18 protein-coding genes and 1 pseudogene are annotated in these 22,425 nt (G+C 57.9%); 14 read left to right on the top strand and 5 right to left on the bottom strand.

What is annotated here, in order from left to right; all coding sequences use genetic code 11:
• Positions 1 to 37 precede the first annotated feature (37 nt).
• The 8 genes and pseudogenes from ispH (at position 38) to J2887_RS17040 (ending at position 7,966) form a co-directional block, all read left to right on the top strand.
• On the top strand, positions 38 to 988 hold the full coding sequence (gene ispH / locus J2887_RS17080) for a 4-hydroxy-3-methylbut-2-enyl diphosphate reductase (protein WP_227172286.1): 951 nt from the start codon (positions 38 to 40) through the stop codon (positions 986 to 988).
• Between the two features lie 127 nt (positions 989 to 1,115).
• Entirely contained in the window at positions 1,116 to 1,634 is a 519-nt protein-coding gene (locus tag J2887_RS17075; RefSeq protein WP_227172285.1) for a GspH/FimT family pseudopilin, read from the top strand.
• 12 nt (positions 1,635 to 1,646) lie between these two features.
• On the top strand, positions 1,647 to 2,105 hold the full coding sequence (pilV, locus tag J2887_RS17070) for a type IV pilus modification protein PilV (protein ID WP_227172284.1): 459 nt from the start codon (positions 1,647 to 1,649) through the stop codon (positions 2,103 to 2,105).
• 2 nt (positions 2,106 to 2,107) lie between these two features.
• Positions 2,108 to 3,199 (top strand): PilW family protein, encoded by a 1,092-nt coding sequence (locus J2887_RS17065; RefSeq protein ID WP_227172283.1) that lies wholly within the window; start codon positions 2,108 to 2,110, stop codon positions 3,197 to 3,199.
• A gap of 14 nt (positions 3,200 to 3,213) precedes the next feature.
• Positions 3,214 to 3,390: pseudogene (locus J2887_RS21870) on the top strand (PilX N-terminal domain-containing pilus assembly protein); the annotation flags it as partial.
• A 171-nt stretch (positions 3,391 to 3,561) separates the two neighbouring features.
• Positions 3,562 to 3,801, top strand: a complete 240-nt coding sequence (locus J2887_RS17055; protein WP_227176194.1) for a hypothetical protein — start codon at positions 3,562 to 3,564, stop codon at positions 3,799 to 3,801.
• A gap of 31 nt (positions 3,802 to 3,832) precedes the next feature.
• Positions 3,833 to 7,480, top strand: coding sequence for a pilus assembly protein (locus J2887_RS17050; protein ID WP_227172282.1), 3,648 nt, complete (start codon positions 3,833 to 3,835; stop codon positions 7,478 to 7,480).
• Between the two features lie 15 nt (positions 7,481 to 7,495).
• The gene (locus J2887_RS17040) at positions 7,496 to 7,966 is read left to right on the top strand and encodes a type IV pilin protein (RefSeq protein WP_324197224.1); all 471 of its coding nucleotides are present in this window, start codon (positions 7,496 to 7,498) and stop codon (positions 7,964 to 7,966) included.
• A gap of 26 nt (positions 7,967 to 7,992) precedes the next feature.
• On the opposite strand, the gene J2887_RS17035 is transcribed toward J2887_RS17040, so the two are convergent.
• The 3 genes from J2887_RS17035 to J2887_RS17025 form a co-directional block, all read right to left on the bottom strand.
• Complete coding sequence (locus J2887_RS17035; protein ID WP_227172281.1) at positions 7,993 to 8,553, bottom strand: GspH/FimT family pseudopilin; 561 nt, start codon at positions 8,551 to 8,553, stop codon at positions 7,993 to 7,995.
• A gap of 56 nt (positions 8,554 to 8,609) precedes the next feature.
• Positions 8,610 to 9,995 carry a sigma-54-dependent transcriptional regulator gene (locus J2887_RS17030; protein WP_227172280.1) on the bottom strand — a complete coding sequence of 462 codons (1,386 nt, stop codon included), beginning with the start codon at positions 9,993 to 9,995 and terminating at the stop codon, positions 8,610 to 8,612.
• Between the two features lie 83 nt (positions 9,996 to 10,078).
• Positions 10,079 to 11,734 carry an ATP-binding protein gene (locus J2887_RS17025; RefSeq protein ID WP_227172279.1) on the bottom strand — a complete coding sequence of 552 codons (1,656 nt, stop codon included), beginning with the start codon at positions 11,732 to 11,734 and terminating at the stop codon, positions 10,079 to 10,081.
• Between the two features lie 82 nt (positions 11,735 to 11,816).
• Here J2887_RS17025 and J2887_RS17020 point away from each other — a divergent pair, with 82 nt between their 5' ends.
• Positions 11,817 to 13,481 carry an NAD+ synthase gene (locus J2887_RS17020; protein ID WP_227172278.1) on the top strand — a complete coding sequence of 555 codons (1,665 nt, stop codon included), beginning with the start codon at positions 11,817 to 11,819 and terminating at the stop codon, positions 13,479 to 13,481.
• A gap of 131 nt (positions 13,482 to 13,612) precedes the next feature.
• Here J2887_RS17020 and J2887_RS17015 read toward each other — a convergent pair whose 3' ends face one another.
• Positions 13,613 to 14,449: an outer membrane protein assembly factor BamD gene (locus J2887_RS17015; protein ID WP_227172277.1), complete on the bottom strand. Its 837-nt coding sequence runs from the start codon at positions 14,447 to 14,449 to the stop codon at positions 13,613 to 13,615.
• 211 nt (positions 14,450 to 14,660) lie between these two features.
• Between J2887_RS17015 and rluD the strand changes: the two genes are divergently transcribed.
• From rluD to clpB, 3 genes are all read left to right on the top strand, one after another.
• On the top strand, positions 14,661 to 15,638 hold the full coding sequence (rluD, locus tag J2887_RS17010) for a 23S rRNA pseudouridine(1911/1915/1917) synthase RluD (RefSeq protein WP_227172276.1): 978 nt from the start codon (positions 14,661 to 14,663) through the stop codon (positions 15,636 to 15,638).
• A complete protein-coding gene (pgeF, locus tag J2887_RS17005; protein ID WP_227172275.1) occupies positions 15,628 to 16,374 on the top strand; it encodes a peptidoglycan editing factor PgeF in 747 nt (248 codons plus the stop codon). Before rluD ends, pgeF begins: the two co-directional genes overlap by 11 nt.
• Before the next feature lie 215 nt (positions 16,375 to 16,589).
• Positions 16,590 to 19,166 carry an ATP-dependent chaperone ClpB gene (gene clpB / locus J2887_RS17000; RefSeq protein ID WP_227172274.1) on the top strand — a complete coding sequence of 859 codons (2,577 nt, stop codon included), beginning with the start codon at positions 16,590 to 16,592 and terminating at the stop codon, positions 19,164 to 19,166.
• Positions 19,167 to 19,221: 55 nt separating this feature from the next.
• Here clpB and J2887_RS16995 read toward each other — a convergent pair whose 3' ends face one another.
• Positions 19,222 to 19,683 (bottom strand): DUF4124 domain-containing protein, encoded by a 462-nt coding sequence (locus tag J2887_RS16995; protein WP_227172273.1) that lies wholly within the window; start codon positions 19,681 to 19,683, stop codon positions 19,222 to 19,224.
• A 505-nt stretch (positions 19,684 to 20,188) separates the two neighbouring features.
• On the opposite strand from J2887_RS16995, the gene J2887_RS16990 reads away from it, so the two are divergent.
• Entirely contained in the window at positions 20,189 to 21,907 is a 1,719-nt protein-coding gene (locus J2887_RS16990) for an acetolactate synthase 3 large subunit (protein WP_227172272.1), read from the top strand.
• Between the two features lie 5 nt (positions 21,908 to 21,912).
• Positions 21,913 to 22,404 carry an acetolactate synthase small subunit gene (ilvN, locus tag J2887_RS16985; protein WP_227176160.1) on the top strand — a complete coding sequence of 164 codons (492 nt, stop codon included), beginning with the start codon at positions 21,913 to 21,915 and terminating at the stop codon, positions 22,402 to 22,404.
• The last annotated feature ends 21 nt before the right edge of the window (positions 22,405 to 22,425 follow it).

The raw sequence follows: 22,425 nt of genomic DNA, 5'->3' as shown, positions 1-22,425 counted from the left end.
GCCGCCAACCCGATCCCAGCCGTTGCAGGAACCCAGCATGCAGATCCGACTCGCCAACCCCCGTGGCTTTTGCGCCGGCGTTGATCGCGCCATCGAGATCGTCAACCGCGCGTTGGACGTGTTTGGCGCTCCGATCTATGTTCGCCATGAAGTAGTGCATAACCGCTTTGTGGTGGAAAACCTTCGCAATCGCGGCGCGATCTTCGTCGACGAACTGGACGAAGTACCCGATGATCATCTCGTCATCTTCAGTGCCCATGGCGTCTCCCAGGCCGTGCAGCGGGAAGCGGAACAGCGTGGCCTGAAAGTCTTCGACGCCACCTGCCCACTGGTAACCAAGGTCCACATGGAAGTGATGCGCTTCAGTCGCGACGGTCGCGAGTGTGTGCTGATCGGCCACCACGGCCACCCCGAAGTGGAGGGCACTATGGGCCAGTACGACGACAGCAACGGTGGCGCCATCTACCTGGTCGAGAATGACGCCGACGTTTCGCAGTTGCAGGTGCAGGACCCGTCCCGGTTGGCCTACGTCACCCAGACCACCTTGTCGATGGACGATACCGCCCGGGTCATCGACGCCCTGCGGGCCCGTTTCCCCGATATTGAAGGGCCTCGCAAGGACGACATCTGCTACGCCACCCAGAACCGCCAGGATGCGGTCAAACAGCTGGCGGGTGATTGCGACCTGATGCTGGTGGTGGGCTCTCCCAATTCCTCCAACTCCAACCGCCTGCGGGAACTGGCCGAACGCATGGGCACGCCGGCCTACCTGCTGGACGAAGCCGGCCAGATCGACCCGGCATGGCTTCAGGGCAAGCAGGCCATCGGCGTCACCGCTGGCGCCTCGGCTCCGGAAGTGTTGGTCAAGGATGTGGTCAAACGCCTGCAGGATCTGGGCGGTGAGCTACCCGAAGAGGTAGCTGGACGGGAGGAGAACATCGTGTTCTCCATGCCCAAAGAGTTGCGGATTGATGCGGTGGAGGTGTGACCGCGTTCTCGTTATACAGGCCGGTGTTCCGTTCGTCGGCTTCAGGCCGCCACTTGTCGAAGACAGCTGGCGGTTTTTTTATGTGTCTTTATCCTTTAACTGTATAGATATCCTAGGGAGCTGGCTTATGCGCAGTTATAGAGCGCATCATGGGTTTACGTTGATCGAGCTGATGGTCGTTGTGGTACTGGTTGGTATCGCAGCCGCAATCGCCGTGCCGAATTTTGGCCGAATGATTGATACCAACCAGCGGGCTGCAGCAGTTAATGACATGGTTGGTCTTCTCAATTTCGCCCGCTCAGAAGCGATCCGGCGAGGTAATGCTGTGGCTGTGTATGCACGTGATACCAGTGATACCAATGCTGGCTATTCGGTTTGTGTTCAGGCTTCGATCACTGCCTGCAAGGCCGGGACAGCTACAGCTACGCAGCTATTACGTAGCACCAACGATCTGCCTGGCACAATAGCCGTGAGTCAGATCACGCCTGCCACGGCCGCAGATTTACTATTCAATGGGCGGGGAATGGCAAGTCAGCAGTTTGACTATCGGGTATGCGGCGAGACGGGAACAGACGCTATTGATATTGGAGTTAACGTTGGTGGACAGATGCGTGTCAATAACAACACCGGCGCAACGTGTCCGTAAGGAGAGTAAGTTGTGACATTTTGTACAACGTCCATGCAACAAAGTCAGCAACAAGGTTTTACTCTGGTTGAGGTGATGGTCGCCGTGCTGATACTTGGTATTGGCTTGTTGGGGGCTGCTGCTATCCAGTTGTTGTCACTTCAGAATATAAACAATGCTGAACTCCGTACCCAAGCTACTTTGTTCGCGCAGGAGCTGACCGAGTTGGCGAGAACCGGGGCTCCCGCTGATTTCGTGACAAGTGGCGGCACGACAGCATCCTGTGGGTCTCTGACTGGTAGGTTTGAGGGATGGTGTGAAGCGATGTCTTATACCCTTCCCGGTGCCACGTTTGAAACCAGTTTGGGTTCAGGTGGTGAAGAGTTCACCGTAACAATAACCTGGCCGGAGCGGATTATGTATCTGGATGCTGCCTCGGGTAGTGCTGCCGGCGAGGGGACCTCCAGCTATACATTAATCACGAGGTTGTAATAATGAATGGAATAGCTAAACAGTCCGGCCTAACGCTGGTTGAGCTGGTGGTTGCGTCAGGGCTTGGCCTGCTATTGACTCTCGGTGTCGCCCGGTTGTTTGTAAGCAGCAGCGATTCGTTTCGAATGGCTGAAGAGATTGGGCGCATACAGGAATCGGGGCGTCTGGCGCAGGATATCCTGGGGCGAACAATCCGCAGCGCCGACTACTGGGGGTGCTTGAACTTCGCCGATGTGGATAGTGTTCTCGACGAAAGTCATGCTGGCTATGATCCTGCCATTCATGACTTCTCGAGCCCGGACGCAGTCCAGTTTGATATTGGTGACGGTACGGATGCCGCAGCAGGTACTGCGGTCATTCAGTTAAAGGGGGCTAGGAGCCCGGGCATCAGTATGACGGGCATGAACGCCTCATCCGCCGTCATTGATGTTTCGCGCTTGCCAGCGGGATTGTTGGATACCGGTGGCGTGGCCCTACTGACCGACTGTAACAATGGTGTGGTGTTTCAGCTCTCGGGTGTTAATGAAACATCGTTAAAGCTGCAACACAACACCGGCAGCTCGGTCGTGCCGGGCAATATCAAGAATACTTCTGGCTCCTGTCCGAATGGCAGTAATTCCGCCAACTGCTTTCCTGATACTTACAACACTGGTGACATTTTTGTTCCGTTTTCGGAGCGGTTTTATATCCGAGATGATAATGGTCGCCGCTCATTGGTTTATGAAGGCATAGGTGGGGGAGGCCTGATCAACCGTCAGGAGATCGTCGCTGACGTTATTGATATGCAGATGCAGGTTGGATCCGGCCCGCAGGGTGACAACGTTATCAATTCCTGGACCGCTGTAGATGCGGCCAATCTTGCGACGATCAACAATACCTCAGCGACCTATGTAAAGGCTGTAAGGGTAAGTCTACTGGTGAGAAGCCCTGAGGACAGGGTGGCAGGGTCTCTTCAGGATGCCTGCTTTCCGGCATGGACCGACTGTTCTGGCGGCAATAATTGGACGCCTGCTAACGCCGATGATCGCCATTACTACAGGGTATACACATCAACTTACAGCATACGGAATCGTCTGCTGTCTGCTGCCCCGTAAGGAGAGAGCTGCCGATGATTAATAAACGATCCTACTCCCCCTCTCAACAGCGGGGAGCTGCCCTCTTGGTCAGTCTGGTCATATTGCTGGTGTTGACTGTGCTGGCCCTGTCGAGCATGCAGGGAACCTCAACCCAAGAGCGGATGGTGTCTTCCCAGCGAGACGCCCAGATTGCCCTGGAGGGTGCCGAAGCTGCACTGAGGGATGCCGAGAGTTTGCTGAATGGGGCGACTCTGCCGACCTTTGACAACACGAAGGGCCTTTACAGTGAAGCGGACACTCCACCCACTGACTTATTGAACCCTCAAACCTGGGTCGCGCCTTCTGGTGGGGGGGACGGGAACGGAACGCGGGGAGGCTTGATGCCCAGGGATAGCGCCGGTGAGGCTCTATTGGCGGAGGCTCCCAGGTTCTTTATTAAGCAGACTCCGGTGTCGTCGTCTCTTACCCAGGGCAAGTTTGGTGTGGGCACGGGGGATGTTGAAGACGGTAGTCAGCAGGTCACGGCGAACGGACGGGTGTATCGGATTGTGGCCTTCAGTCGGGGCGCCTCGGGACAGGCCGGTCGAGCGGTGGAAGCTTATGTCCTTCGTACCGAGTAATAATGTAAGAGCGGTTTCGCGGAGAAGAGTTATGACAGTTCGAAACGTTTTTCGCCAAGTTTTGCAAAGTGGTCTCGTGGCTCTGTTTTTGGCCTGGCCCGTGGCAGGTTGGTCTACGACGGTAGTGGTCGACCGACCACTATTTATCGATGCGCCGGTTGAACACAATGTGATATTCGCAATCGATGACTCCGGAAGTATGGATTGGGAACTGCTAGTTCCTCAGCAAAGTGGTATGACCGGCTCTTGGAATCAGGGTTACTTGTTCGATCCAGGATATCAATCTGGTTACAAATCTGGGAAAAGGTTGTACCATGATCGCCCGATATATTCCATGCAGCGAAATACCTATTTCTTTTATTCGCCTTCCTATAACCTTCAATATTATGACCCCTCTGCGGAATACATCCCCTGGACGTCCGCAGGTTCCAGAAACTTTTCCGATCAGTCGATTACCAATGCCAAACTAGATCCGGGGTTTGGTAACAGCTCGGAAACCGCAGACTTGACGGCCAAGGACGAGCTGGAGGTTGGCACGGACAATATCCCGGCAACGGTCTTTTTAAAGACCGACTTGGGTGTGGTTGAAAAGGTTACTCCTGAGCATACGGAATATGCGGACTGCCCGTCGGGTTGGCGTGTTCATCGTTGGGATCGCAGCCTTTGCATAAAAGGTCGTTGGCAAACTAAGAAGCGAGGCATCGTCACCGTACCTGAGACGGTTGAGGAAACGCTGTCGTGCAAGACGTTGGCAGAAAACTGGTATAGCAGCTGGACGAGCGATCACGCTAAATACCGTTATAGAGATGAGAATGGCAACCTGTTTGAAAACCGGCAGTGGGGTTTGGCCCGGGATGGTGCCTGTCTTCTGAGGTTGGAGCTGGTGGCTGGAAATGAAGCTCTGGTGCAAAAGTTGACCGGAGATTCACTGGCTTCCCAGCAAACCAATTTTGCCAACTGGTTCTCGTATTATCGACGCCGTCATCAGGCGATTCGAGCCGCAGTGTCGCAATCAGTTGAGGGCCTCGAGGATCTGCGATTGGGAGCTACGGGGTTGAACGACCGGTATTACATGAGTTCGAGAATGTACTCTGCAAATACGGCAGGTGGTATTGGAAGTTTTCTCAATGACCAGTACGCCCTGTTCGATGATGGAAGTTATATTGGAAGAGGGACGCCGACCCGAAAAGCTCTACAGCATGTTGGTAAAGAGTATGCGAAGTCCGCTGTGCGTGGAGGCAACCTGGAATGTCGTAAGAACTTTGCACTGCTCTTTACCGATGGGTTTGCTAACGGGCATCCCGGAAGCACCGACGCCGGTAATGCGGATCAAAATGCGTCGGCGCCGTTTGGCGATAGCAACTCGGATACGCTTGCGGATATTGCCTACTATTATTACCAGGGCTTGCGGACTAATGGTTCAATCATTCCCGATGGTGCAGTCCGTACGCCGCCAGAGTGTGGCACTGGTGCTGAAACCGCTCAAATGGATTGTAATACCGAGCACCATATGAACACTTATACGGTTGCTTTGGGGATGAAGGGGGAGAAGTATGCTGGCATCAGCCACTTTAACGTTGCTGACGCACATAAGTCACCGCCAGACTGGTCTTCATTGACCCTTTCTGGTTCGGGAGATGAGCAAATTGACGACCTCTATCACGCTGCGGTTAATGGGAAGGGCGAGTATTATGATGCCCAATCCACAACCGCTCTTGTGTCGTCGTTAAAGAAGGCGATGCGAGATGTTCAGCAACAGCTGGGTAATGGTTCCAATGTTAGTTTCAACACCACTTCGCTCAAGAGCGGTGGCTACATCTTCAGTGCGCAGTTTACGTCTCAGATCTGGACTGGCACGCTTCGGGCTGAGGCCATTGATAAAGATGGAGTGGTGAGCAGTCTGAAATGGGATGCTGCGACGAAGCTCGACGCTCGTGATCTTACGGCCAGTCCGCGCTTGATTCTGACAAATAATGGAAGTGGCGGCGTTGAATTTGACTGGGCAAACCTGACTGCAGCCCAGAAAGATGACTTAAAGGCAGGAGGTTCCGAAGCGCTGGGTAAAGCCCGCTGGTCGTTTATCGTGGGCAATGATGTGAAGAAGGCAGAGGGAGTGGAGTTTCGGGAACGCAAGAGTCGCCTGGGAGCGATAGTCAATTCTTCCCCGGTCTATGTTGGCGAGCCGAATCGTATCTGGCCTGACCAGAGCATGTTTGGAGGCTCCCCCTACAGTACCTTTAAGGTCGACAAAGCGAGCCGTGCGAAGGCGGTCTACGTCGGCGCTAACGATGGCATGCTCCATGGGTTCAATGCGGAGACTGGCGAGGAGATCCTAGGTTACGTTCCCAGCTTCCTGTATTCCTCTGATGCGGACAAGGGGTTGAGTGCGTTAACCAATCCAAACTTGGATTTTCAAAGTTATGTGGATCTACCATTAAATACATCTGACGTTTATGTGAACGGTGCTTGGCGTTCAATTGTAATTGGCGGTTCTCGGGGGGCTACTCCCGGCATATTTGCCCTGGACGTGACTGATCCATCCCAGTTTTCGGCAGCGAATGCGGGTAACACCGTTATGTGGGAGTTTTCTGGCAATAGCGATCTGGGCAATATGACGGATGCTGTGCAGATTGCATTGATTAATTGGGGTGCTGATGATTATCGTTGGAGTGCGGTTTTCAGCAATGGCTATAATGCCCCTAGCGGAAAGAACGGATTGTTTGTGGTGGATATCGGAGATCCAGCTAACTATGAGTTTATTGAAGTGGCATCCGGGGATGGTCTATCGCCGGCCCGACTTGCCGACTATCAAGATTCCTTGTCCAACGATGAGAGTGATGGTGTTGCTGACAGGGCTTATGCTGGTGATCTCGAAGGCCGTTTGTGGGCCATCGACCTGACTGGTGGTCGTTCAAACTGGGGCGTGCTTTACGGCGGTGATCCGCTGTTTGTGGCCAAAGACAGTCTGGGGAATGCTCAACCGATTTCTGCGCAGCCGGACGTTGCTCGCAATACCGTTAAAAAAGACTTGGGTTCGCCGAATCTGTTGGTGTTCTTCGGCACCGGTAGGTATCTTGAGGCCTCTGATATCCCAGCAGCGGGTGCGACGCCTCCCAGCCAGAGTTTCTATGGCATTAACGACCGCGGGTCCGCAGCAGATTCCAGTGGTAATCGACTGCGTCGCGATGACCTGACCGAGAGGACAGTTTCTACCGGTACGGTCACGGTTGATGGGGAAGCCCGTCCTGTTCGTAAGACTGATGGTGGGCAGTTGGATTGGAACACCTCGTTTGGATGGTACGTTGACCTGCCAACATCTGGTGAGCGTGTTGCCGTATCTCCAGCGGTGCGAGGGGACTTTGTGGTCTTTTCATCAACCATTCCGACAAGCGGTGACCCCTGTGGGGGAGGGGGCAGTTCATTCCTGACTGCGCTGGCGTTCGATGGCGCTACCAGTGTCAAGCCGGTTATTGATGTCAACAATGATGGCATACTGGATGCTAACGACGAAGGCTGGGCGGGTATGTATCATGGAGACGGTATTATTACCGGGCTGTCTTTCATCGATAACCTGCTGTATGCCCCGGATAGTAACGCGAATAAAACTCCGATCTTGACAGACCTGCGGTCTAGTAACGCTAGCACCCGGCGTCTTGGTTGGCACGAACTCCTTGATTAGTCGCGGGAAAGTGCTATGTTGAACAACGCAGTTGCGGGCTTGGCAAGAGCCAGGCCCGCTCAGAGTCGGGGCTTCACCCTGATAGAAATTATGATTGTCGTTGCGATTGCAGGCATTCTAGCTGCAGTGGCCTTCCCTGCTTATCAGAGCTCTGTTGAAAAAGGGCGCCGTTCTGATGCGCAGGCGGCGCTCACAGCCTTTGGTGTGGCGATGGAACGATACTACACTGACAACCGCAACAGCTATCTGGGGGCCGCAAGAAACGGTGCCGACACGGGGGTGCCAGATATTTTTGCGACAGAGGCGCCCCTAGAGGGTTCGACGAAGTTCTACGACTTAACGATAGGTGCAGCTACCCGAAATAGCTACACCCTTGTGGCCACGCCTAAAGGCGCTCAAGCTGGAGATGGAAATCTTCGTCTATTTTCCAATGGTGTTCGCGAATGGCAGCGAGATGGCACCAACTGGGTTAACTGGGATGATTAATCTTAGGCTACCTTGCTAGTGGAAACCTATGGGCAGCGAATATTTTGCCCATAGGTGTCTTCAACGATGCCATCCCCGTCAGCGTCCTCCGCAATTAACGGGCGCCCGCCCATGTTGATCCTGATCTGAAAGGCTTTTTCCGCAAGCCGATCGTTTGGGCACCAGAGTAAATGGCCAATACTTTCGCGTGCCATACCTGTAGGGCGAAACCCGAAGTGTCGCCTAATACCCGTCCTGCCATAAAGTTTTCCAGATTTTGGCGGCTCGATAATGCGAAGAATTGCGTCTGCATCGCTAAGCTCTCGTTTTTTCAATGGGTCTGAGAATACAGTGATCGGTTGGTTCCAGTTATTGGAGCACTGGTTTTTGTTATCCAGTGGGCAGAGTGTTACAACAGTGCCTCGGGTTATGGCTTCGGTTCTCGCAAAGCTCAGGCCGTTGAGTAATTGGTAAAGGGAATCCTGCCGGTGAGTTTTCTCTATCAATTGTGTGATTGATGGAATGCCAATGCCAAGTGTAATAGAGAGAATAGATACAACTAATAGTAGCTCAACAAGAGTTAATCCTTGGTGATATCCAGTATTCATAATGACATCCTTGTCTTATGCTCGGTGATAGGCGCCTTCCGACGCGCGATGAGGGGCTAATCCATCCCCAACTTCTTAAGCTTGTACCGCAACGCCCGAAAACTGATCCCCAGGCGCTTGGCCGCGGCGGTCTTGTTCCAGCGGGTGGCTTCCAGGGCCTTTTCGATGGCCTGTTTCTCGACAGATTCGAGGAACCCCTCCAGATCCATCTCGCCTTCCGGCAGGTCCGGGGCTGTCGGTGTCTCGGTGTCTTGAGACGCTGAATGCGGCTGAAACGCCGGCGCCTCGGCGCCATTGCCGAAATGAAGGTCCGGTGCGTCAATGCGATCGTCTTCGCACAGGGTGTAGGCCCGCTCCAGGATATTCTCCAGTTCCCGGACATTGCCGGGGAAGTGGTATTTCTGCAAGCTGGCGATGGCGTTATTGGTCAGAGTGGCCGGCGGGCACTCATAATCCCGCGCGATACGTTCGAGGATGTGCCGTGCCAGCAACTCGATGTCTTCGGCCCGTTCCCGCAGGGGCGGAACCGCCAGTTCGATCACATTGATACGATAGAACAGGTCCTGACGGAAACTGCCCTCGGCAACCAGCTCCGGCAGGTTTTTATGGGTTGCGCTTAACACCCGGATATCTACCGGCACTTCGCGGGTATCGCCCACTGGTCGCACCGCTTTTTCCTGAATGGCCCGCAACAGCTTGACCTGCATGGGCAGGGGCAGGTCTGCGACTTCATCCAGAAAAAGCGTGCCACCCTGGGCAGAACGGAACAGGCCATCCTTGTTGTCGATGGCGCCAGTGAAGCTGCCTTTCTTGTGACCGAAGAACTCACTCTCCATCAGCTCCGAGGGAATGGCGCCACAGTTCACCGCAATGAAGGGGCCTTCGCTGCGAGGCCCTTGCAGGTGAATCATGCGGGCCACCAGCTCCTTACCGCTGCCGGATTCACCGCTGATGAACACCGGTGCCTGGCTGCGGGCAAGCTTGCGGACCTGGCTTCGCAGTCGCTGGATGCGTTGCGACTGCCCGAGGATCAGGCCCGGGTCGTCCTGGCTGGATTCCTCGGCTGGTGCCGAGGACGAGAGTTTGAGGGCGCTGTTCACCAGGTCGCGCAACCGGGGCAGTTCCACCGGCTTGGAGACGAAATCAAAGGCGCCAGCCTTGAGCGCTTCGATGGCAGTGTCCATGCTGCCGTAGGCGGTGATGACGGCAACGGGGGTGCAGGGAGAGTGTTGCTGAATCCAGCGCACCAATTCGATACCGTCGCCGTCTGGCAGATTCATGTCGGTCAGACAGAGTTGGGGCTGGTGTTGCTCCAGCAACGCCCTCGCCGAGGTCACATTTTCGGCGGTCCAGGTAGTGATCCCCATGCGGGACAGGGTGATTTCCAGCAGTTCGCGAATATCCGGTTCGTCGTCGACGATAAGGGCCGTCTGATTGGTCATTGAGTCTCTTGATGCCCGTGTCTGTTTGGTTGATGCCTGCTTTGGTTGTTGCGGCGAATGGCTTCAGGGCGCCGCAGGGACCACTAAATCAGTCGCCGGTGATGGGAAAAGGTGATCCGGAAACAGCAGCCGGGAGGCTCCCTATCCAGCAGCGACAGGTGGGCTTGGTTAGCCTCGCACAGTTCCCGGGCCAGATAAAGGCCCAACCCGGTGCCACTCTTATCGGTTGTGAAGAATGGCTCAAAGATGGAGCTGCGGTGTTCGTCGCTGATGCCGGGCCCGTCATCGCAGATGTCCAGATAACTGCGTTCGCCGTCTGCGGTCTTGCCGGCGTGCAGCAACAGCGACCGGTGACCGGTGTGTCGTTGGGAGTACCGCAGGCCGTTGTCGCAAAGGTTGACCAGCACCTGTTCGATCTGACTGGGATCAAACCGGGCGGGGGGGAGCGCGTCGTCCACGTCAATCTGGATCTTGGCAGGCTCTCCGCCGTCTTTGTCCACCGTTTGTCGATAGTCTTCCATGAACGTCGAGAGCCAGTCTTTGATCTCAATCAGCTCACTGTTGGCCTGGCGTCGGCGGGAGAGATCCAGCACGTTCTCGACGATGCCGTTTACCCGCCGGGAATGGCGCTGGATGATGTCCAGCATCTTGCGGTCGCCAGTATCGAGCTCCTTGCTCTCCGCCATCAACTGCGCCGCATGGCTGATGGCGCCCAGAGGATTGCGGATTTCATGGGCTATGCCGGCGGTGAGCCGCCCCAGGGACGCCAGCTTCATTTGCTGGGCCTGCTGGGTGAGTTTGCTGATGTCCTCGACAAAAATCAGCACATGCTCACCCTGTTGCTTGTCGAGCTGAGTGAAGTTGGCCTGCAGCAGCGGCGATGTCGCGCTGGCCTGGAACGGCTCTGACCGCGCGCCCGGGTCGTTGAGCCAGCGTTCCAGGCGCTGCCGCAGCGGAACGGGGAGCGTTTTCCCCCTGGGGGAGGGGGCTTTGTCCTGCTGGCCGGTGACGCCGAACAGCAGCTCCTCCGCCGCGGCATTGGCCAGGCGGATCTGCCCGAAGCGATCGACCACCAGTATCCCGGTACGCATGCGCTGGATGATCTGCTGGTTGATGTGCTCCATTTCCTGAAGGCTGTGGGCACGGGAGGTGGCCAGTGCCTCGCTACGGGTCAGCCGCAGGGTGATGTTCTGCAGGATAAGGGCAACGGCGAAATAGACGACGCCGAGAATGCCGGCGCGTACGATGCTATCGGGATTGGCATCAAGGGTAAGGACCGACCATGTCGACATCACGAGTGAGCAGATCGTGGCGAGCGCTGCATACAGGATGCCGATGCGGCTCGGAGTCATGATGTTGCCCGCTGCCACGGAAACGATCACCAGATTGGCGAGCCCGCTGGAAATGCCCGACGAGAACAGCAGGAAGGCATGCATGAACAGGATATCCAGCAGAATGGACAGGATGACGTGCCGGGGATGGGGGCGAAATCCGGCCAGAAGTACCAGGGCCAGGAACACATTCAGCGACAGGTAGCTGAAAACGCCGACCTGGTAGTAGCCGGGCATCTGGAACTGGGTGCCGAACTCCGAGGGATCGAGGAACATCAGACCCACCAGCAGTACGCTGATGGCCAGCCGGTAGTGATTGAATACCCGGAACAGTTTCACGCTGTTGGCTGTGAGGTGGCGTTGGCCAGGGTTGCCAGGCTCGGTCAGGGGCTGTTCGACAGTCATCATGATATTCGTGGTCGTGAGGAAATTGGTGCAAGCTGCGGGGTATAATAGCCGTTAATCGGCAACAAGTTACAGGAGCACTCCAATGTCCCAGTCCCGCGAGCAGGAATCCGCCGCAGGTCAGGCCGGCACCCTCAACGTGGTGATGGCGCAAATTGATTTCCTGGTGGGAGACATCCCCGGGAATACCCGGTTGGTGATCGAGTCCACCCGGCGGGCAGTTCAGGACCATGGCGCGGATGTGGTGGTGTTTCCTGAGTTGTGCCTCACCGGTTATCCACCGGAAGACCTGCTGTTGCGGCCCAGTCTGGACCTTCGTCTGGATGAGGCTCTGGAAACACTGCTGGCGGCGGACCTGCCTGCTGCAATTGTCATCGGAACGCCGTGGCGGGAAGGCGGGTTGCTGTACAACGCCGCGTTGGTGATTGCTGACGGCGAGGTTCGCGGTCGCTATTACAAGCAGTGTCCGCCCAACTACCAGGTGTTTGACGAGAAACGTTACTTCGCCGCCGGCGGCGAGATCTGCCTGACCGCCATCAAAGGCATTCCGGTGGGGGTCACTGTCTGTGAAGACGTCTGGCGCGATGGTCCGGTTGAAGATGCCGCCGCCGCCGGTGCCAAGCTGATCCTCAACCTCAATGCGTCGCCTTATGACATTGACAAGCAGGCCCGTCGCAAGGCCCTGCTTGAGCGTAAAGCCCGTGAAAACCAGGTCAGCATTGTGTACGTCAACCTGGTGGGTGGGCAGGATGAACTGGTGTTTGATGGCGGCTCGATGGTATTCGACCACTCGGGCGAGCAGGCGATGGAAGCGCCGCAGTTTACCGAAGGGCTTTATCCGGTGACGTTCCTGGTGGAGCACCATTGCCAGCCCCTGTCCCAACCGGCCCTGCCGGAGCCATCACTGGAGCAGAACGTCTACCAGGCGCTGGTGCTGGGGGTGAGGGACTACGTGAACAAGAACGGCTTCAAGTCGGTGGTGCTGGGCCTGTCTGGCGGTATCGATTCCGCGGTGACCCTGGCGGTGGCTGTCGATGCCCTGGGGCCGGAGCGGGTGCGGGCGGTGATGATGCCATTTCGTTATACCTCCAGCATGAGTCTGGAGGATGCCGAATCTCAGGCCCAGGCCCTCAACGTGCACTACGATGTGTTCTCCATCGAGCCGATGTACGACAGCTTTATGGCGACCCTGGCAGCGCCCTTCGAGGGCACGTCGCCGGACACCACGGAGGAGAATCTGCAGGCCCGGCTGCGGGGCGTGTTGCTGATGTCGCTGTCCAACAAGTTCGGTGCGTTGGTACTCACCACCGGGAACAAGAGTGAAATGGCGGTTGGCTATTCCACCCTGTACGGCGATATGGCGGGTGGCTTTGACGTACTCAAGGACGTACCGAAGACCCTGGTCTTCCGTCTGGCCCGTTACCGCAATACCGTGTCAGCCGTCATCCCGGAGCGGGTCATCACCCGGCCCCCGTCAGCGGAGCTGGCGCCGGATCAGAAAGACGAGGACAGCCTGCCGGACTACGATGTACTCGACCGTATTCTCAACCTCTACGTAGAGCGGGATTACAGCGCTGACGCCATTGTGGCCGCGGGCTTTGAGCGGGCGGATGTGGAGCGGGTCGCGCGGCTGGTGGACATCAACGAATACAAGCGCCGGCAGGCGCCCATTGGCGTACGGATTACCGAGCGGGGCTTTGGCAAGGATCGGCGTTATCCCATCACCAACAAATGGAAGATCGGGAAATGACGGTCCGTTTGGCGAGTCGACTGCGTTAAGTCTGCTGCGTTGACCCGACAGGCGGGAAAGGCCCGCCTGTGGTTTCTTCTCTGTAAAGCCAGCAAGAGGGCCCGGCCAGCCCTTCCCACCGCGTTCAGGCGTTAGTCGCCACCCAGTAAACCGAAGGTTACCACGTTCAGCAGTGAGCGATTCTGCCGTTTCAGCAGGCTGGGCTGGAACTTCATGTCGGCGGAGAAGGCTTCGCTGTCGGGGAAATTGATGGCCAACAGCTGGATGGCGTCGCTGGACGCATCGTCCAGTCCCATAAAGCGGAAGGTTTCTGCCATGATGATCAGGGCGTCTTCCAGCGCGGGTGTGGTGGAGAAGTTCTCCAGCACGTAGCGGGCGCGGTTATTGGCCGCCAGATAGGCCTCCCGGGTGATGTAGTAGCGGGCAGCCTCCAGTTCCAGCTCCGCCAGCCGGTTGCGGATGGCGATCATCCGCTGACGGGCATCGGCGGCGTACTCGCTGTCCGGGTAGCGGTTGATCAGGGTGGAAAAGTCGCGAAAGGCCTGGCGCTGCTCGCCGGGGTCCCGGGCGCTGACATCAATTGGGAAATAGCGACCGGCCAGCCCCAGGTCCAGGTTGTAGGAGGCCAGGCCGCGCATGTACAGCGCGTAGTCGGCGTGATCGCTTTGGGGATTCAGGCGCAGGAAGCGATCAGCGGCGGCTCGGGACCCTTCCAGGTCCAGGTTCTGGTAGCGGGCGTAGATCAGGTCCAGCTGCGCCTGCTCGGCGTAGCGGCCGAAGGGATAGTAAGTTTCCAGAAAGTCGAGGTTGCGCTCCGCCTCGGTGAAGTTGCCCGAGTTCATGGCGCTACGGGCATTGTCGTAATAAGTTTCCTCCGGCAGCACCTGAGCTTCTTTGGAATTGGTGGCGCAGGCACTGAGCATCACCGCCAGAATGGTAAGAAGAAGGGCGCGAACAACTGTTCTCATGCCGGAATCCCGTATAATGATTGACTGGCCAACGCCCGTCCTGCCGGTCGGGTCGCCGGGTCTCCTTGCGGGGTGCTGCTTGCACAACCTCGCGAGGTTGGCCATTGTAACGGGGTTGCCACGTCTTGTGCAGGGGCCTGGCCGGTCCTCGGTCTCCGTGACCAAGACGTAATGTAACCCTCCTATGCCAATCCATCGAATCGAGTCCTGAATGACCGCAGAAAACCGCATCACCGAATCTCACACCGTCCCGCCCGAGCTCAGTGACCGGCGTCTGGACCAGGTCGCCGCCGAGCTTATGCCTGAGCATTCCCGCTCCCGTCTGCAGAGCTGGATCAAATCCGGTCAGCTCACCGTGAATGGACGGGCCTGCAAGCCAAGGGACAAGGTCATGCTGGACGACCGGCTGGAACTGGACGCCGAGCCTGAGGTCCAGGTCAGCTGGCAGGCGGAATCCATTGAGCTGGATGTGGTCTACGAAGACGAACACCTGCTGGTCATCAACAAGCCGGCGGGGCTGGTGGTGCACCCGGCAGCGGGCCATGCCGATGGCACTCTGGTCAATGCACTGCTGCATTACGCTCCCGAGGTCGACAAGCTGCCCCGGGCCGGAATTGTGCACCGGCTCGACAAGGATACCTCGGGCATTATGGTGGTGGCTCGCAGCCTGATTGCGCATACCTCTCTGGTGGAGCAGTTGCAGGATCGCACCATGGGGCGAGAGTACGAGGCGGTGATGGTCGGCACGATTACCGGTGGCGGCACCGTCGATGCGCCCATTGGTCGTCACCCCCGTGACCGCAAGAAAATGGCGGTGGTAAAAGCCGGCAAGCCCGCAGTCACCCACTATCGCCTGGTGGAACGCTTTGCTGCCCACACCCACGTGCGCTGCCAGCTGGAGAGTGGCCGAACTCACCAGATTCGCGTGCACATGGCACACATCAAACACCCTCTGGTGGGAGACCCGCTTTACGGCGGTCGTATGCGACTGCCTCCAGGCACCACAGAGGAATTACGGGACGTACTGGCGGCCTTTCAGCGCCAGGCGCTGCACGCTCGCCGGTTGACCCTGGAGCACCCGGCGACAGGCGAGGTACTGAGCTGGGAAACCGACCTGCCCGCGGATTTCACCGGACTGCTGGCGGCGCTGAGGCAGCATCGGGAGGCGCTGGAGCGGGATGCCCTGTAATCTCCCGCTGATCCGCCCTGACTGGCCTGCGCCGCCCCATGTCCATGCGGGATGCACCACCCGCCAGGGTGGTGTGAGTGAGACTCCCTGGGCGTCGTTGAATCTGGGGGATCATGTGGCCGACAAGGCCGCTGATGTCGCCATTAATCGGACGCGACTGGCGACGGAGCTGGGGCTGCCTGAAACGGCCTTTGGCTGGCTACGGCAGGTTCATGGTACCCAGGTCGTTCGGTTGCCGGTACCGGCCGGTGTGTCTGCCGATGCCAGTGTCACTGCGGAGCCAGGTTTGGTTTGCAGCATCCTCACCGCGGATTGTCTGCCGGTACTGCTGTGTGATCGTGCCGGTACCTGTGTTGCCGCCGCGCATGCGGGCTGGCGGGGACTGTGCGCCGGGGTGATCGAGCAAACGGTTGCGGCGATGGGCTGCCCGCCGGCAGAGCTCATGGCATGGCTTGGACCAGCCATTGGTCCGGATGCATTCGAGGTCGGGCCGGAGGTGAGGGCAGCATTTTTGCAAAGCGATGCTGGGGCGGATTCGGCGTTTGTCCCCAGCCCGACCCATCCTGAGCGCTTCCTGGCAAATATCTACCTGCTCGCCCGTCTGCGGCTTGCTTCTATCGGTGTTACGGCCGTCTACGGTGGTGATCTCTGCACGGTCTCTGATGCAGCCCGGTTCTTTTCCTACCGCCGTGACGGCGAGACCGGTCGTCAGGCCAGCTTTATCTGGTTGGAGTGACCTCCGTCAAAAAAATGACGATCTGGTCGTTGATGCGCTTGAAGTCCTGATCCTGGGCCCTACATATAGATTCAAAGCAACGAATTGCCTCATGACTGGTGAACCGGTTAGAGGCATCGGGTGCCCCGTTCTATGCTGTTGTTAAGGTCGTGCCGTCCACCATCTGGCGGCACCCATGGAGCGTGGGTATCCAGACAGATCAGGGAAACCAGACTATGCGAATAGACAAACTTACCAGCCGGCTTCAAACCGCCCTTGCCGATGCTCAGTCACTGGCGGTGGGGCAGGATCACAACTTCATCGAGCCGTTGCACCTGATGCAGGCGCTGCTGGATCAGGAGGGCAGCTCCATCAAGCCTCTGCTCAAGCAGGTTGGTGTTGAGCCTGGGCGGGTGCGCCAGGCGGTGGCCCGGGAAATCGAGAAACTGCCGGAAGTAAAGGGCTCCGCCGGTGATGTCTCCATGTCCAACGACATGGGGCGCCTGTTTAATATCGCCGACAAGCTTGCCCAACAGCGCCAGGATCAGTTCATTTCCAGCGAGTTGATGTTGCTGGCGGCGTTGGAGGATCGCGGCACCCTGGGGCGTGTTCTGCGGGAGCAGGGGGTCGATAAGGCGGCGCTGGAATCCGCTATTGACCAGGTCCGTGGCGGCGAACCGGTGAATGACGCTTCGGCGGAGGAGAACCGGCAGGCTCTGGGCAAGTACACCATCGATCTGACCGAACGGGCGGAAGCCGGCAAGCTCGATCCGGTGATTGGCCGGGACGACGAGATCCGTCGCACCATCCAGGTGTTGCAGCGTCGTCGTAAGAACAACCCGGTACTGATCGGCGAGCCCGGGGTCGGTAAGACCGCCATCGTCGAGGGCTTGGCCCAGCGTATCGTGGACGGTGAGGTGCCGGACGGTCTCAAGGACAAGAAGGTGCTGTCCCTGGACATGGGCGCGCTGATCGCCGGTGCCAAGTTCCGCGGCGAGTTTGAGGAACGCCTGAAGGCGGTGCTGAACGAGCTGGCCAAGCAGGAAGGTCAGATCATCCTGTTCATCGACGAGTTGCACACCATGGTGGGCGCCGGCAAGGCCGAGGGCTCGATGGATGCTGGTAACATGCTCAAGCCCGCTCTGGCTCGTGGCGAACTGCATTGTGTCGGGGCCACCACGCTGGATGAGTACCGCGAGCACATCGAGAAGGACGCCGCGCTGGAGCGTCGGTTCCAGAAAGTGTTGGTGAAAGAGCCCAGTGAAGAAGACACCATCGCCATCCTCCGTGGTCTGAAAGAGCGCTACGAGGTGCACCACGGGGTTGAAGTGACCGATGGCGCCATCATTGCTGCGTCTAAGCTGTCTCACCGCTACATCACCGACCGGCAATTGCCGGACAAGGCCATCGACCTGGTGGATGAGGCCGCGAGCCAGATCCGCATGGAAATGGACTCCAAGCCCGAGGCGCTGGATCGCCTGGAGCGGCGGCTGATCCAACTCAAGATTGAGCGGGAAGCGCTCAAGAAGGAGACCGATGCCGCGTCCAAGAAGCGGCTGGCGGAACTCAAGGACGTGATCGCCACCATTGAGCGGGAATACGCTGACCTTGAGGAAATCTGGAACACCGAGAAAGCGGCCCTGCACGGTTCCCAGAAAATCAAGAGTCAGCTTGAGCAGGCTCGTATCGATCTCGAGAACGCTCGCCGCGCCGGCAACCTGGGTGAGATGTCGGAGCTGCAGTATGGCCGGATCCCAGAGCTGGAGCGTCAGCTCGACATGGCCAGTCAGGCCGAGATGATGGAGATGAAGCTGCTTCGCAACCGGGTCACCGATGAGGAAATTGCTGAGGTGGTGTCGAAGTGGACCGGGATTCCAGTGTCGAAGATGCTTGAAGGTGAGCGCGACAAGTTGATGCGCATGGAGCAGGCACTTCACGAACGGGTGATTGGCCAGGACGAGGCCGTGGAGGCGGTCGCAAACGCGGTACGGCGGTCCCGTGCCGGGTTGTCGGACCCTAACCGACCGAATGGTTCCTTCCTGTTTCTGGGGCCGACCGGGGTCGGCAAGACCGAGCTGTGTAAATCGCTGGCTGCGTTCCTGTTCGATACTGAGGAAGCCATGGTTCGCATCGACATGTCCGAGTTCATGGAAAAGCATTCCGTGGCACGGTTGATCGGTGCGCCTCCGGGCTACGTTGGCTACGAGGAGGGCGGGTATCTCACGGAGGCTGTACGTCGGCGTCCCTATTCGGTGCTGTTGCTGGATGAGGTGGAAAAAGCCCACCCGGATGTCTTCAATGTTCTGCTGCAGGTATTGGAGGACGGCCGGCTGACGGACGGTCAGGGGCGCACGGTGGATTTCCGCAATACCGTGATTGTGATGACCTCAAACCTTGGCTCAGACATCATCCAGCAGAAGGCCGGTGAAGAAAACTACGAGGCAATGAAGGCCTCGGTGATGGAGGTGGTGGGTACGCACTTCCGGCCAGAGTTCATCAACCGGGTCGATGAAGTGGTGGTGTTCCACCCTCTGGGCGGGGAGCAGATACACGGCATTGCCCGGGTCCAGATCGATCTGCTGAGCAAGCGGTTGCGTGAGCAGGATATGAAGCTGGAGCTGGACGAGGCCGCAATGACGCTGCTGGCGGAAGTGGGCTACGACCCGGTCTACGGTGCGCGACCGCTCAAACGTGCGATCCAGCGGATGATCGAGAACCCGCTGGCCCAGCGCCTGTTGCAGGGAGAGTTCGTACCGGGTGATACCATCCGTGGCACGGTTCAGGATGATCAGTTAGTGTTTCGGAAAGCCTGACAGCGACCAGGGCGGGCCCTGAAAAGCCCGCCCGTTTCATACCACTGATTCAGTATCAGGGCGTTTCCGGGCCGCAGTTCTCGTCGGCCAGCTCCTGGAACGCTCTTCTCTGTTCAACAATCTCCTCTGACGACAGATAGCGTTGTTCGCCGTTTTCCTCCATCCGAACACGCCCCCCCTGGGTCAGCACCTTAAGGTTGGCCTGGGCGGTCTCGCAATTGGCGGCCCGCTGCTTTTGGCGGGCGCGTTCGACCTCGGTCAGGCGCTCGATCTCCGCCTCGTCCATCTGCCGCTGTTCCAGTTCCGCAGCGCGCTCCTGGGGGCTGCGGCTGGCAGACGGTGAGCCGCTTGGTGCTCCCGTGCGGATGTTGACCGACTCGGTGCGTTGCCCGGTAGGCTGCCGGTCACCAAAGTGGGTGACGCCGTTCTCATCGGTCCATTTGTAGACCGATGCACTGCTGGCTACGCCTGGCGCCAGTGCAATGGTCAGCGCCAGAATAAGGGATCTGCTGTTCATGCCTGTTCTCGTCGTCCTTTGTTTGAGTCCGAGCGCCGTCAGGACGGCCGGTACCGTTACTGGCCTATTGTGCGGTGTTTCACTCGCTCAGTGCAATTTCCCAGGTCACAGATTGGGCAGGAAAGGTGGCTCATCGGGCTTTCTTTCCTGCCTCTGTAGCGTCCTCACCGGCTTCGTCGCTATTGACAGCGAGTTTCGCCCTGTCAGAATTACCGATTGCCTGAAGACAGGGGTCAATACGGCAGGCAATCCCGAGCGAGTATCCCCCTTCAATTACCACACTGAACGCTATGCGCCATGTGCGCGCCATGGTTGTTGCTTTCGTGCAACCCGTTGATTGGCCGCTCTCCGCAACCCTCAGGAGCGCGGTTTGGCCAGGAGACAACCTCTCGTCTATTGGTGTGGCGGACATCCGTTCCGGCTTTCACAAGAAGCCTGGGAACCGGAATCCAGGCAACCGGAACGTGGTTCCGGATCATTCACTCGTAGCAGAGGGTAGAAGAACGTGGAGTTATTGTCTGGCGCCGACATGCTGATCCGGTCCCTGCAGGATGAAGGGATCGAATACATTTACGGCTATCCGGGTGGGGCAGCGCTGCATATCTATGACGCGTTGTTCAGGCAGGACGAGGTCAAGCACATTCTGGTGCGTCATGAGCAGGCGGCGGTCCATATGGCCGACGGCTATGCCCGTGCCACCGGTAAACCGGGCACTGTCCTGGTGACCTCAGGCCCTGGAGCCACCAACACTATTACCGGCATTGCCACTGCCTTTATGGATTCCATTCCCATGGTGGTGCTCTGTGGTCAGGTTGCTTCCTCGCTGATCGGGGAAGACGCCTTCCAGGAGACCGATATGATCGGTGTCTCCCGCCCGGTGGTGAAGCACAACCTCAGTGTCCGACACCCGGAAGAAATTCCGGAGGTGATTCGCAAGGCTTACTACATCGCAGCTACCGGTCGCCCGGGTCCGGTCGTGGTGGATATTCCCAAGGATATGACCACGCCCAACGAACGGTATGAATACAGTTACCCCAAGAAGGTAAAGCTGCGTTCATACAGCCCGGCGGTTCGCGGTCATGCCGGCCAGATCAAGAAGGCGGTGGACATGCTGCTGGCGGCCAAGCGTCCGATCATCTACGCCGGTGGTGGTGTGGTGTTGGGCAAGGCCTCCTCACAGTTGACCGATCTGGCGCACATGCTGGGCTACCCGGTGACCAATACCCTGATGGGCATTGGCTGCTTCCCGGCTACGGACAAGCAGCATCTTGGCTGGCTGGGCATGCACGGCACCTATGAGTCAAACATGGCCATGCACCACTCGGATCTGATTCTGGCGGTCGGTGCTCGGTTTGATGATCGGGTCACCAACGCCACGGAGAAATTCTGTCCGGGCGCGCGCATTGTCCATATCGACATTGATCCGGCGTCCATTTCCAAGACCATCGACGCGGACGTGCCCATTGTTGGGCCGGTGGACGCGGTGCTCAAGGAGATGATCGCGCTGGTGAAGGAAGCGAAAGAACAACCGGACGCGGACGCACTGGCGGCCTGGTGGAAGCAGATTGATGAGTGGCGGGCATTCCATGGCATGCGCTATGAGACCAGCCCGGATGTCATCAAGCCCCAGGAAGTGATCGAAGCTCTGTGCCGGTTGACGGACGGTAAGGCGTTCGTGACCTCCGACGTCGGTCAGCACCAGATGTTCGCCGCCCAGTACTACAAGTTCGACAAGCCGAATCGCTGGATCAACTCCGGTGGCCTAGGCACCATGGGCTTCGGGCTGCCAGCCGCTATGGGGGTTAAGCTGAACTTTCCGGAAGACGACGTGCTTTGCATTACCGGGGAAGGCAGTATCCAGATGAACATCCAGGAACTGTCCACCTGCAAGCAGTACGATCTGCCGGTCAAGATCATCAACCTGAACAACCAGGCACTGGGCATGGTGAAACAGTGGCAGGACATGAACTATGAGTCCCGTCACTCCCAGTCCTACATGGAGTCCCTGCCGGACTTTATCAAACTGGCGGAAGCGTACGGTCACGTCGGTATCCGAATTGAGAAGAAGGAAGACCTGGAGCCCAAGCTCAAGGAAGCGCTGGCCATGAAAGACCGGTTGGTGTTCCTGGACATCTACGTGGATCGCTTTGAGCACGTCTACCCGATGCAGGTTGCCCGTGGCTCGATGAAAGATATGTGGCTCAGCAAAACGGAGAGGGTCTGATCACCATGCGTCGTATCATTTCTGTTTTGCTGGAAAACGAGCCGGGTGCGCTGTCGCGGGTTGTCGGACTTTTCTCTCAGCGTAACTACAACATCGAGACTCTGACGGTGGCGCCGACCGAGGACGAGACTCTGTCCCGTCTGACGGTGACCACAACCGGTTCCGACAAGGTGATCGAGCAGATCACCAAGCAGCTCAATAAGTTGATTGAGGTCGTCAAGCTGGTGGACCTGACTGAGGGCGCCCACATCGAGCGGGAGCTGATGTTGGTCAAACTCAAAGCCACCGGTTCCCAGCGTGCCGAGATCAAGCGTACCGTGGACATCTTCCGTGGTCAGATCGTGGACGTCACCAGTTCGGTTTACACCGTCCAGCTTGCTGGCGATAGTGAGAAGCTCGACGGCTTCATCCAGGCGGTCGGTACTGCTGGAGTGCTTGAGGTGGTTCGGACCGGGGTGTCGGGCATTGCTCGTGGGGAAAAGATCCTCAGCATATAAACGCTTTTAATCCGTATTGAT

Source organism: Marinobacter sp. CA1, from assembly GCF_020546665.1.
GTDB lineage: Bacteria > Pseudomonadota > Gammaproteobacteria > Pseudomonadales > Oleiphilaceae > Marinobacter > Marinobacter xestospongiae.
This window is presented reverse-complemented; position numbering and strand designations above follow the sequence as displayed.

Bases quoted from the DNA above. Each gene is read 5' to 3' on its own strand.
- ispH (WP_227172286.1), top strand. From the start codon at position 38: ATGCAGATCCGACTCGCCAACCCCCGTGGCTTTTGCGCCGGCGTTGAT.
- J2887_RS17075 (WP_227172285.1), top strand. From the start codon at position 1,116: ATGCGCAGTTATAGAGCGCATCATGGGTTTACGTTGATCGAGCTGATG.
- J2887_RS17065 (WP_227172283.1), top strand. From the start codon at position 2,108: ATGAATGGAATAGCTAAACAGTCCGGCCTAACGCTGGTTGAGCTGGTG.
- J2887_RS17055 (WP_227176194.1), top strand. From the start codon at position 3,562: ATGCCCAGGGATAGCGCCGGTGAGGCTCTATTGGCGGAGGCTCCCAGG.
- J2887_RS17050 (WP_227172282.1), top strand. From the start codon at position 3,833: ATGACAGTTCGAAACGTTTTTCGCCAAGTTTTGCAAAGTGGTCTCGTG.
- J2887_RS17040 (WP_324197224.1), top strand. From the start codon at position 7,496: ATGTTGAACAACGCAGTTGCGGGCTTGGCAAGAGCCAGGCCCGCTCAG.
- J2887_RS17035 (WP_227172281.1), bottom strand. From the start codon at position 8,553: ATGAATACTGGATATCACCAAGGATTAACTCTTGTTGAGCTACTATTA.
- J2887_RS17030 (WP_227172280.1), bottom strand. From the start codon at position 9,995: ATGACCAATCAGACGGCCCTTATCGTCGACGACGAACCGGATATTCGC.
- J2887_RS17025 (WP_227172279.1), bottom strand. From the start codon at position 11,734: ATGATGACTGTCGAACAGCCCCTGACCGAGCCTGGCAACCCTGGCCAA.
- J2887_RS17020 (WP_227172278.1), top strand. From the start codon at position 11,817: ATGTCCCAGTCCCGCGAGCAGGAATCCGCCGCAGGTCAGGCCGGCACC.
- J2887_RS17015 (WP_227172277.1), bottom strand. From the start codon at position 14,449: ATGAGAACAGTTGTTCGCGCCCTTCTTCTTACCATTCTGGCGGTGATG.
- rluD (WP_227172276.1), top strand. From the start codon at position 14,661: ATGACCGCAGAAAACCGCATCACCGAATCTCACACCGTCCCGCCCGAG.
- pgeF (WP_227172275.1), top strand. From the start codon at position 15,628: ATGCCCTGTAATCTCCCGCTGATCCGCCCTGACTGGCCTGCGCCGCCC.
- clpB (WP_227172274.1), top strand. From the start codon at position 16,590: ATGCGAATAGACAAACTTACCAGCCGGCTTCAAACCGCCCTTGCCGAT.
- J2887_RS16995 (WP_227172273.1), bottom strand. From the start codon at position 19,683: ATGAACAGCAGATCCCTTATTCTGGCGCTGACCATTGCACTGGCGCCA.
- ilvN (WP_227176160.1), top strand. From the start codon at position 21,913: ATGCGTCGTATCATTTCTGTTTTGCTGGAAAACGAGCCGGGTGCGCTG.